Here is a 9,799-nt window from a genome sequence, read left to right as displayed (position 1 = left end):
ATCCGCGACACCAAGAAGACCACCTGCACGGGCGTGGAAATGTTCCGCAAGCTGCTGGATCGCGGGGAAGCCGGCGACAACATCGGCGCGCTGCTGCGCGGCATCGACCGTGACGGCGTCGAGCGTGGTCAGGTCCTGTCGAAGCCGGGTTCGGTCCAGCCGCACACGAAGTTCGAGGCCGAGGCCTACATCCTGACCAAGGAAGAAGGTGGCCGCCACACGCCGTTCTTCGCGAACTACCGTCCGCAGTTCTACTTCCGCACGACGGACGTGACCGGCACCGTGACGCTGCCCTCGGGCACCGAGATGGTGATGCCGGGCGACAACCTGAAGTTCGAAGTCGAACTGATCGCCCCGATCGCGATGGAAGAGAAGCTGCGCTTCGCCATCCGCGAAGGCGGCCGCACCGTCGGCGCAGGCGTGGTCTCGAAGATCCTCGCCTGATCCCGACCGGGATATCGCGTTACAGGGGGCCGTCCGAAAGGGCGGCCCTTCTGCTTTCCGGAACCCCCGCAGGGACTTCTTTTCGCGCAGCCTCTTTCCGGCGGCGGGGTCCGCCCCTAGGTTCCCTGCGACACCAAGGACCAAGGGGGCCCGCAATGGCCAAGCTCATCCATTCCATGATCCGCGTCTTGGACGAGGACCGCTCGGTCGCGTTCTACCGCGACTGCTTCGGGCTTCGCGTGGCCGAACGGCTCGACTTCGAGAATTTCACGCTGATCTACCTGTCCAACGACGAGACCGGCACCGAGCTGGAACTGACCGTCAACAAGGGCCGCACGCAGCCTTATGACCTGGGCGACGGTTACGGCCATGTCGCGTTCTCGGTCGATGACGTGGACGCGCTGCATGCCCGCCTGACCGAGGCCGGACTTGCCCCGCGCAAGCTGGTCGATTTCGCGCCGGGCGGCGAGGTGATCGCCCGCTTCTTCTTCATCCAGGACCCCGACGGATACGAGATCGAGGTCCTTCAGCGCGGTGGCAGGTATCTCTGACCGCCGCAGGCAAGGTTTCGTCATGTTCGCCTGGTTCGAACGTCGCATCGACCCCTATCCGCAGGAACGGCCGGCCATCCCGCCGAAATCCCTGACGGGCTTCATGCTTCACTACAGCCGCGGGGCGATCCCGTGGCTGATCCTCCTGTCGCTTCTGTCGGGCGCCCTGGCGGTGGTCGAGGTGCTTCTGTTCGGCTGGCTGGGCGAGCTGATCGACCGCCTGTCCGACACCCCGAGAGAGCTGTTCTGGTCCGGGCAGGGCCCCCGCGTCGCCATGATGGCGCTGGCGCTGGTGGTGCTGATGCCGGTCCTGAACATCGCGGCCTCGCTGGTGCTGTACCAGTCGCTGATGGGGAACTTCCCGCAGCGCATCCGCTGGCGGGCGCATCGCTGGCTGCTGCGCCAGTCCGTCGGCTATTTCCAGGACGAGTTCGCGGGCCGCATCGCGCAGCGCCTCATGCAGACGGCGCTGGCCGTGCGCGAGGTGTCGATGAAGGTCATGGATGTGGGCAGCTATGTCCTCATCTACTTCGCGGGGGCGCTGATCCTTGCGGCCTCGCAGGACTGGCGTCTTGCGCTGCCCTTCGCGGCCTGGGCCGCGGGGTTCGCCATGCTGCTGTGGTTCATCGTGCCGCGTCTTGCCCGCGTGGCGCAGGCGCAGGCCGATGCCCGCAGCCAGATGACCGGGCGCATCGTCGACAGCTATACCAACATCGCGACGGTCAAGCTGTTCTCGCATTCCGACCGTGAAGAACGCTGGATGCGTCAGGGCATGGACGGGTTCCTCGGGACCGTGCATGGCCAGATGCGGCTGGCGTCGATCCAGGACATGGCGCTGAACCTGCTGAACGTCTGGCTTGTCGCCTCGGTCGCGGGGCTGGGCCTGTGGCTGTGGTCGCAGGGGCAGGTGGCGGTGGGTGCCGTCGCCGTGGCCGTGCCGCTGGCGCTGCGGCTGAACGCGATGTCGCACTGGATCATGTGGGAATTCGCCGCCCTGTTCGAGAATATCGGCACCGTCCGCGACGGCATCTCCAGCCTGTCGCTGCCCCGCACGGTCGAGGATGCGCCGGATGCGGTCGATCTGCGCCCCGAACATGGCGCGATCAGCTTCGAGAACGTGACCTTCCGCTATGCCGGGTTGCCCGACAGCCCGCCGATGGCCGTCCTCGAGGATCTGGATCTGCACCTGAAGCCCGGTGAGCGCGTGGGCCTTGTCGGGCGTTCCGGCGCGGGCAAGTCGACGCTGATCAACCTGCTTCTGCGGTTCCACGATGTCGAACGCGGGCGCATCACGATCGACGGACAGGACATCGCGGGCGTGACGCAGGAAAGCCTGCGCAGCGCCATCGGCGTGGTGACGCAGGACAGCTCGCTCCTGCATCGCTCGGTCCGCGAGAACATCGCCTATGGCCGTCCCGACGCGACCGACGACCAGATCGCCGATGCGCTGCGCATGGCCGAGGCCGAGGGCTTCGTCCCCGGCCTCTCCGACAGCCAGGGGCGGCGGGGGCTGGACGCCCATGTGGGCGAACGCGGGGTCAAGCTGTCGGGCGGCCAGCGGCAGCGCATCGCCATCGCCCGCGTGGCGCTGAAGGACGCGCCGATCCTGGTGCTGGACGAAGCCACCAGCGCGCTGGACAGCGAGGTCGAGGCCGCGATCCAGTCCCGGCTGGAGGCGCTGATGGAGGGCAAGACCGTCATTGCGATCGCGCACCGCCTGTCCACCATCGCGGCGATGGACCGCCTGATCGTCATGGATCAGGGGCGGATCGTCGAACAGGGCACCCATGCCGAACTGCTGGAACGGGGCGGCATCTATGCCCGCCTGTGGCAGCGGCAATCGGGCGGGTTCCTGGCCGCCGACGGCTGAACGAAAAAGGCCCCGGCGCAGTGCCGGGGCCTTCCGTCATCAGGATCGCCGCATCACTGCGCGATCAGGTCCGTGATCCGACGCACGGCAGCGCGACGGTTCTCGCGGATATCGCCATCCGAACGCACGCGCAGGAACTGCTCGCCATAGCCCTGGGTCACCAGGTTTTCCGGCGGGACGTCGAAATACTCGGTCAGCGCCAGTGCCACCGATTCCGCGCGGCGGTCCGACAGGGCCAGGTTCGCGGCGTCCGAGCCGACCGTGTCGGTGTGACCCTCGATCAGGAACACCTCCGAAGGGTTCTCGGCGATCGAATCCTGAATCGCGTTGCCCAGACCCGACAGCTGCTTGGCCTGATCGGGACGGATCGCGGCCGAGCCGGTCTCGAAGGTGATCGCGTCGATGTTCACCGGTGCAACCAGTGCGCGGACCTCGGGGATGTTGCGGACCTGCGACAGGGTGAAGCGGCGATCGACGGCGGCCTCCTGGCGCAGGGCGTCACGCAGGGCAGCCTCGTCCAGCGAGGTGCCGTTGTCGTACTGCACCGGGGCCGGTTCGGGCAGGTCGGCCACGTTGACCGGCTGCACGTTCTCGGTGTCGTCGATCAGGCGCGTGGTCTGGCCATCGGCCGAGACCAGCGTCCGGCGCAGGACGCGCAGGTCGGCATCGCGGATCGTCACGACCTTGCTGCCATCCGAACGCGTCACCACGGTGCGCGAGGATCCGTCGTCGAAGTTCTCGGTCTGCACGGTCGAACCCGGCTGGCGCAGCAGCGCGACCTCGTCCTTGATGACCTCCTGGCTGCCATCGCTGCGGGTCACGACGACACGGTCGGGCGTCGACAGCGCGACCTGACGGTTGTTGTTGAGATAGCTTCCAACCGCGACCGCGCCCAGACCCAGCAGAAGCGCCTTGGTCAGGTCGTTGTCGTCGTCGTCATCCTCGCGCGCCTCGGCACCTTCGCGACCCGCCGTCAGCGCATCGCGCAGGCTGGTCTCGAAATCCTCCGAGGACGAACGCGCATCGGCTTCGGTCACCTCTTCCTCGGTGACGTTGCCGCTGCCTTCCTCGGCCTCCAGCGCGGCTGCGGTCGAGGGTGCTGCCGCCTCGGCGGCCTCGCGAGAGGCTTCGGTTTCCTTCACGTCCTCCTCGGCGGCGCGCTGGACCAGCTCGCCTTCGCTGTTGACGCGGAAGGTCTGCGCCTCGGGGGCGGCAAGGCGGAAGGCGCCGCCGCCATTCGGTTCGACCACGACACCGCGCGGGGTAGTCGCAGGGCCTTCGCAGGGACCGGCGCTGCCATCGAGGCAGGTCAGCTGGTCGGCGGTCAGACCGCCCGAGACTTCGTCGTTCAGCACGCGGGCCAGACCGGGCAGGGCGCCTGCGCGTTCCTGCGCGACGCCGCCGCCCGCGACGGTGAAGCCATTGGCGGCAGGCTGTTCGTCGGTCGCATTCTGCGGCGCGGGGGCTTCACGGCGCTCCTCGGCGGGGGCGTTCTGCGCTGCGGGGGCTTCGCGGCGCTCCTCGGCGGGGGCATTCTCGGCTTCGGGTTCGCCCTCTGCCTTGGCGGCAAGAGCGGCGCCAAGCTCGTCTTCCGAAGGACGCTCACGCTCGGGCGTGTCCTCGGCATTTTCGCGTGCCTTGCGGGCGGGGCGCTTCTCCTCGACCGGCGCTGCGTCAGCCTCGGCTTCGGGCGCTTCGGTAGCAGCCTCGGCAGGACGGGCTTCGGGGGCCTCTTCCTGCTGGCGGTCGGCCTTGGCCGCGGGGCGCTGCTGGTTGTCCTTCTGGCGCGCATTGCGGGCCGGACGCTGGCCTTCTTCGGCCTGTGCGGGTGCAGCTTCGGGGCGTTCGGCGGGTGCCTCGGCCTCGGGCTGTGGAGCGGTTTCGGGTTCGGCTACCGGCTCGGGCTTGGCCTCGGGCGCAGCTTCGGGTTCCGCTGCAGGCGCTTGCTCGGCAGGCTGCGGCTGCGGCTCGGCCTCGGCGGGCGCTTCCGCTGCGGGGGCGTCCTGTTGCGGCGCTTCTGCTTGCGGGGCGTCGGCTTGCGGGGCTTCAGCCTCAGCCTCAGTGGCCTGCTCCTCCTGCTGGCGCAGCGCCTTCTTCAGTTCGTCCTCGGCAGCGTCGATCTGTTCGCCCGCCTGGCGGGCAAGGCCCTCGACGGCGCCCTGATCTGCCGGGGCCTGATCTGCGCCGCCCTGATCTGCGGGGACCGGTTGGCCCTGCTGTGCCTGCGCGTCGGCAGGCTGGGCCTGCGCTGCGGCCATATGCGGTGCCAGCAGCGACAGGCAGGCCGCGATGGCCGTGGTGTTGTGGATGATCCGTCGCATGGAAGCTCCTCTCCGGCGGTCAATTCGTCGCAGCCATAACAGAGGCGTCCGCGAGGGGGTTCCCGAACTTCGCGTGAAGACTGCGTGATCGGCGGGCAGCCGCGTGCACGAAAAAGGGGCACCGGTTTCCCGGCGCCCCCTGGCGGCGGCATCGCGAAACGCGTTATACGCCGTCGCCGACGAAAGCCTTCTCGACCACGAACTCGCGCGGTTCGGAATTGGCGCCCTCGTGCAGGCCGAACCCTTCCAGCACCTTCTTGACGTCGGTGTTGAAGGCGAGACTGCCGCAGATCATCGCGCGATCCGTCTCGGGGGTGATGGGGGGCAGGTTCAGGTCGGCGTTGACCTTGCCCGATTGCAGGTTGTCGGTGATGCGCCCCATCAGCGGCGAATCCTCGCGCGTGGTGGTCGGATAATAGAGCAGGCGCTTGGCGAAATCGGCGCCGTACAGCTCGCCCAGCAGCGGGTCGTGCTTCAGGTTCTCGACCAGCTCGCGGCCATAGGTCAGCTCGTCCGCCGTGCGGCAGGTGTGCATCATCACCACCTGCTCGTAACGCTCGAACGTCTCGGGGTCGCGCATCAGGCTGGCGAAGGGGGCAAGGCCGGTGCCGGTGGCCAGGAACCACAGTCGCTTGCCCGGCAGCAGCGCGTCCAGAACCAGCGTGCCCACGGGCTTGGGGCGCAGGATGACCTGGTCGCCCGGCTGGATGTGCTGCAACCGCGAGGTCAGCGGCCCGTCCGTCACCTTGATCGAGTAGAACTCCAGCTCGTCGTCCCAGTTGGGCGAGGCGATGGAATAGGCGCGCAGGATCGGCTTGCCGTTGTCGCCCGGCAGGCCGATCATCACGAATTCGCCCGACCGGAAGCGCAGCGATGCCGGCCTGCTGATCCGGAACGAGAAGAGGCTGTCGGTCCAGTGGCGGACCGAGGTCACGGTCTGCGCGTCAGGAAGGGTCGGCTTGGGGGTGGATGCTTCGGCCACTTGCATGTCCGGTCCTTGTGTCAATTCCCGACCGATCTAGTCGTTATCACCCCGCAGCGAAAGCCCCCGCGCCGGAATAGGCCCGCGTTCAGGCACGTTCTCAGGCCGGCGTCATGTCGCGGCCGGTCAGCGGCTCCGGCCCGTTGGTGCCGCGCCGTGCCTCGACCAGCTGGGCGGCGGCGATCCGGTCGGGCTGGCCCATCGCGCGCAGCAGCGCCAGTTCGGCGATGGCCTCGTCCTCGTGCAGGACGGCCATCGCGGGATTGCTGGACCAGCCGTCATCGGTCATCCAGACGCGCCGGCCGTTCACGATATCCTCGGCCTGGACGACGCCGGGACGGGATGGGGTCGGAAGAAAGACGTTCTGCATCGGATTATCCCCTCAGATTGCGACCTATATAGGATAAAATTCTGGATTCTTGCGACGGTCTGGCAGAAATAAGGAAGATCGAAGCAAGGTGGACCAGAATGCCGGAACCCAGTCCCGACGAAGCCAGATCGCCCCAAACGCCCGTCCGCCTGGACGAGGTTGACCGCAAGATACTGTCCCTGCTGCAACGCGACGCCAGCCTGTCGCTGGACCAGATCGCGGACAAGGTCGGCGCGTCCAAGACCCCCGTCTGGAACCGCATCCGCAAGCTGCGCGAGGCGGGCGTCATCCGCAGGCAGGTCGCCGTGCTGGATCCCGAATCGCTGGGGCTCGAGGCGTGCTTCTTCGTGCTGGTCCGCACGTCGGAACATGATCGCGACTGGGCCGCGCGCTTCCTCAAGGCGCTGCGCCAGCGCCCCGAGGTCGTCGAGGCGCACCGGCTGGCGGGCGATATCGACTATATCCTGAAGGTGCAGGTGAAGAACGCGCGCGCCTATGACCGCTTCTACCAGTCGCTGATCTCCGAGGTGAAGATCCACAACGTGACCGCGCTGCTGTCGATGGAGGAGATCAAGGCCAGCTTCGCCCTGCCGATCCCCGACGCGGGCTGAGCCCTATTCGTCCACGACCTTCAGAAGGCGTGGCAGGGCGGGGCAGGGCAGCAGCTGGTTGCGGGATATGTCGGCCAGCGTGTGGTTGTGCAGGAAGACGTAGACATGGGCCGACAGCCCTTCCCACAGCCGGTTCGACAGGGTCTGCGCACGCGAACCCGACACGCCGCCCGACGCGCCCGCGCCGACATGCATCGCGCTGACGGTCTCGTCCACGGCCTCGAGAACCTCGGCGACGCGGATGTTCTCGGGGGCGCGGGCCAGACGATATCCGCCGCCGGGGCCGCGCACGGATTCCACCAGCCCGGCACGGCGCAGCTTGACGAACAGCTGTTCCAGGTAGGGCTGAGAGATGTCCTGCCTGCGGGATATCTCGGCCAGCGAGGTCAGGTCGTCCTTGCTGGCGATCGCAAGATCGACCAGCGCGATGATCGCATAGCGGCCCTTGGTCGAAAGCTTCATGACGGCTCCTCCTGATCCCCCTCCGCGCGGGTGGCGCGGTTTTGCGGTCGGGCCGCTGTCCGGATTGACGCCGAAGGCCGCCGCAGGCTATGCCGTGCAGGCTGTTCCTTGCGTATCCCGTGCCGACAGCCCAGATATCGGTTCCCCTTAGAAGCCACATGCGCAGGCGTCAAGGAACCAAGAAGCCCTGTGAAGGAAGACCATGCCCGAGCTGATTTTCCCCGGCCCCGAAGGCCGACTTGAAGGACGCTACCACCCGCAGCCCGGCAAGCCCGACGCCCCCATCGCAATCGTGCTGCATCCCCACCCGCAATATGGCGGCACGATGAACAATCGCGTCGTCTACAACCTGCATTACGCGTTCCACAAGATGGGCTTCACCGTGATGCGGTTCAACTTCCGCGGCGTGGGCCGCAGTCAGGGCGAATTCGACCAGGGCGTGGGCGAATTGTCGGATGCCGCATCGGCGCTGGACTATCTGCAGGCGATGAACCCCAATTCGAAGCATTGCTGGGTCGCGGGCTTCAGCTTCGGCGCGTGGATCGGGATGCAGCTGCTGATGCGCCGCCCCGAGATCACCGGCTTCGTCAGCGTCTCGCCCCCGGCGAACATGTACGATTTCAGCTTCCTCGCGCCGTGCCCGTCCTCGGGGCTGATCGTGAACGGCACCGCCGATCGCGTCGCGCCGCCCAAGGACACCCACGCGCTGGTCGGCAAGCTGCGGGAACAGAAGGGCATCACCATCACCCACGAGGAGATCGAGGGTGCCGACCACTTCTATCGCGACGACGAGGAACACATGAAGCCCCTGATCGGCATGGTGCAGGGCTATGTCCGCCGGCGCCTGACCGAAACGACGCGCTGAAACCTCGCGTGACCGCATGGGGGCCGGGAATTTCCCGGCCCTTTGCATTTCCCGCAGTCCCACCCGAAAGGTCGTGATGCTCGATTCCGCGATGCAATTCCTGTGCGAGGCCGACCGCCTGAAATCGGTCACCCGCGCGAATGTCCTGATGGACCTGTCCCGCCCCGAGAACAGCGCCGAGCACAGCTGGCATGTCGCGCTGCAGGCGATGGTGATGGGGGCCTCGGACCGGGCGATCGCGATGATCCTGCTGCACGATCTGGTCGAGATCGACGTGGGCGACCAGCCGATCCACCTGGGCCATGACAGCGACGCGCTGCAGCGCGCCGAGGCCGCCGCCGCGCGCCGCATCTTCGGCCTTGCCCCGCAGTCCGAGGCGCTGATCGCGCTGTGGCACGAGTTCGAGGCTGGGCAGTCCCCCGACGCGGCCATGGCCAAGCGGATGGATCATACCCAGCCCGTGCTGCAGGTGCTGATGGCGGCCGATCCGCTGCCCGACCATGTCCGCATCGTGCGCGACAACCTGACCACGGGCCGCGCCGCGCGGCTGTCGGGCGAATGGCCCGCCTTCATGCAGGCCGCCCTGGGACTGATGGACGGCGTGGCGCTGCCCGATGACGACCTGTCGCGGCGCATGCGCTTCCTGGCCGAGGCCGACCGCCTGAAATCGGTGATCCGCGCCAGCCTGCTGATCGACAATTCCCGCCGCGAGAACAGCGCCGAGCACAGCTGGCACCTCGCGCTCTATGCGCTGATCCTTGCGGGGAAGGCGCCCTTGGGCGTCGATGTCGGGCGGGTGATCCGCATGCTGCTGATCCACGACCTGGTCGAGATCGACGTGGGCGACGTGCCGCTGCATTCCGCGGGCGGGCAGGCCCATGGCGCAGCCGAGGTGAAGCAGGCCGAGGCCGCCGCCGCACGCCGCATCTTCGGGCTGCTGCCGGACCGGCAGGCGCGCGAACTGTTTGATCTGTGGACCGAGTTCGAGGATGCTGCGACCCCGGATGCGATCTTTGCCAAGGCGTTGGATCGCTGTCAGCCCGCCGTGCAGAACGTCATGGGCGGCGGCGTCGGCTGGGCCGAATACAGCGTGACCCGCCAGCAGGTGACCGAGCGCGTGGGCCGTCAGGTCGAACGCGGCGCACCGGCCCTGTGGGGCTGGCTGGACGCGCGGCTGGCCCGGTTCTTCGCCTAGGGTCAGGACCCATTAATTTTCTTGATGCCGTCCTGTCGGCGTGATTCACGCTCCCAAACAGGTGGGGGCATCATGAGTAATCTTTTCTGGCTGACGGACGAACAGATGGAGCGGCTGAAGCCGTTCTT

The 9,799-nt window shown here is 67.5% G+C and carries 10 protein-coding genes; 6 read left to right on the top strand and 4 right to left on the bottom strand.

The window, feature by feature from the left end; translation table 11 throughout:
- From F804_RS0114885 to F804_RS0114875, 3 genes are all read left to right on the top strand, one after another.
- On the top strand, window positions 1–444 hold a 444-nt coding region (locus F804_RS0114885), incomplete at its 5' end, for an EF-Tu C-terminal domain-related protein (RefSeq protein ID WP_028726043.1).
- Window positions 445–599: 155 nt separating this feature from the next.
- Window positions 600–995 (top strand): VOC family protein, encoded by a 396-nt coding sequence (locus F804_RS0114880; protein WP_022708537.1) that lies wholly within the window; start codon window positions 600–602, stop codon window positions 993–995.
- A 22-nt stretch (window positions 996–1,017) separates the two neighbouring features.
- A complete protein-coding gene (locus tag F804_RS0114875) occupies window positions 1,018–2,865 on the top strand; it encodes an ABC transporter ATP-binding protein (RefSeq protein ID WP_022708536.1) in 1,848 nt (615 codons plus the stop codon).
- Window positions 2,866–2,918: 53 nt separating this feature from the next.
- On the opposite strand, the gene F804_RS0114870 is transcribed toward F804_RS0114875, so the two are convergent.
- From F804_RS0114870 to F804_RS16720, 3 genes are all read right to left on the bottom strand, one after another.
- The gene (locus F804_RS0114870) at window positions 2,919–5,186 is read right to left on the bottom strand and encodes an OmpA family protein (RefSeq protein WP_022708535.1); all 2,268 of its coding nucleotides are present in this window, start codon (window positions 5,184–5,186) and stop codon (window positions 2,919–2,921) included.
- A 163-nt stretch (window positions 5,187–5,349) separates the two neighbouring features.
- Window positions 5,350–6,174: a ferredoxin--NADP reductase gene (locus F804_RS0114865; protein ID WP_022708534.1), complete on the bottom strand. Its 825-nt coding sequence runs from the start codon at window positions 6,172–6,174 to the stop codon at window positions 5,350–5,352.
- A 94-nt stretch (window positions 6,175–6,268) separates the two neighbouring features.
- On the bottom strand, window positions 6,269–6,538 hold the full coding sequence (locus F804_RS16720; RefSeq protein ID WP_022708533.1) for a DUF2849 domain-containing protein: 270 nt from the start codon (window positions 6,536–6,538) through the stop codon (window positions 6,269–6,271).
- A gap of 98 nt (window positions 6,539–6,636) precedes the next feature.
- On the opposite strand from F804_RS16720, the gene F804_RS0114855 reads away from it, so the two are divergent.
- The gene (locus F804_RS0114855) at window positions 6,637–7,149 is read left to right on the top strand and encodes an Lrp/AsnC family transcriptional regulator (RefSeq protein ID WP_022708532.1); all 513 of its coding nucleotides are present in this window, start codon (window positions 6,637–6,639) and stop codon (window positions 7,147–7,149) included.
- Window positions 7,150–7,152: 3 nt separating this feature from the next.
- Here F804_RS0114855 and iscR read toward each other — a convergent pair whose 3' ends face one another.
- The gene (gene iscR / locus F804_RS0114850; protein WP_022708531.1) at window positions 7,153–7,611 is read right to left on the bottom strand and encodes a Fe-S cluster assembly transcriptional regulator IscR; all 459 of its coding nucleotides are present in this window, start codon (window positions 7,609–7,611) and stop codon (window positions 7,153–7,155) included.
- Window positions 7,612–7,813: 202 nt separating this feature from the next.
- On the opposite strand from iscR, the gene F804_RS0114845 reads away from it, so the two are divergent.
- Together F804_RS0114845 and F804_RS0114840 are read left to right on the top strand one after the other, a co-directional pair.
- Window positions 7,814–8,476 (top strand): alpha/beta hydrolase, encoded by a 663-nt coding sequence (locus tag F804_RS0114845; protein ID WP_022708530.1) that lies wholly within the window; start codon window positions 7,814–7,816, stop codon window positions 8,474–8,476.
- A gap of 76 nt (window positions 8,477–8,552) precedes the next feature.
- Complete coding sequence (locus tag F804_RS0114840; protein ID WP_022708529.1) at window positions 8,553–9,671, top strand: HD domain-containing protein; 1,119 nt, start codon at window positions 8,553–8,555, stop codon at window positions 9,669–9,671.
- Window positions 9,672–9,799 lie beyond the last annotated feature (128 nt).

Origin of the sequence: Paracoccus zeaxanthinifaciens ATCC 21588, assembly GCF_000420145.1 — a bacterium.
Classification (GTDB): Bacteria; Pseudomonadota; Alphaproteobacteria; order Rhodobacterales; family Rhodobacteraceae; genus Paracoccus; species Paracoccus zeaxanthinifaciens.
This window is presented reverse-complemented; position numbering and strand designations above follow the sequence as displayed.

Coding starts and splice junctions, on each gene's coding strand:
- F804_RS0114840 (WP_022708529.1), top strand. CDS start 8,553: ATGCTCGATTCCGCGATGCAATTCCTGTGCGAGGCCGACCGCCTGAAA.
- F804_RS0114880 (WP_022708537.1), top strand. CDS start 600: ATGGCCAAGCTCATCCATTCCATGATCCGCGTCTTGGACGAGGACCGC.
- F804_RS16720 (WP_022708533.1), bottom strand. CDS start 6,538: ATGCAGAACGTCTTTCTTCCGACCCCATCCCGTCCCGGCGTCGTCCAG.
- F804_RS0114855 (WP_022708532.1), top strand. CDS start 6,637: ATGCCGGAACCCAGTCCCGACGAAGCCAGATCGCCCCAAACGCCCGTC.
- F804_RS0114845 (WP_022708530.1), top strand. CDS start 7,814: ATGCCCGAGCTGATTTTCCCCGGCCCCGAAGGCCGACTTGAAGGACGC.
- F804_RS0114875 (WP_022708536.1), top strand. CDS start 1,018: ATGTTCGCCTGGTTCGAACGTCGCATCGACCCCTATCCGCAGGAACGG.
- iscR (WP_022708531.1), bottom strand. CDS start 7,611: ATGAAGCTTTCGACCAAGGGCCGCTATGCGATCATCGCGCTGGTCGAT.
- F804_RS0114870 (WP_022708535.1), bottom strand. CDS start 5,186: ATGCGACGGATCATCCACAACACCACGGCCATCGCGGCCTGCCTGTCG.
- F804_RS0114865 (WP_022708534.1), bottom strand. CDS start 6,174: ATGCAAGTGGCCGAAGCATCCACCCCCAAGCCGACCCTTCCTGACGCG.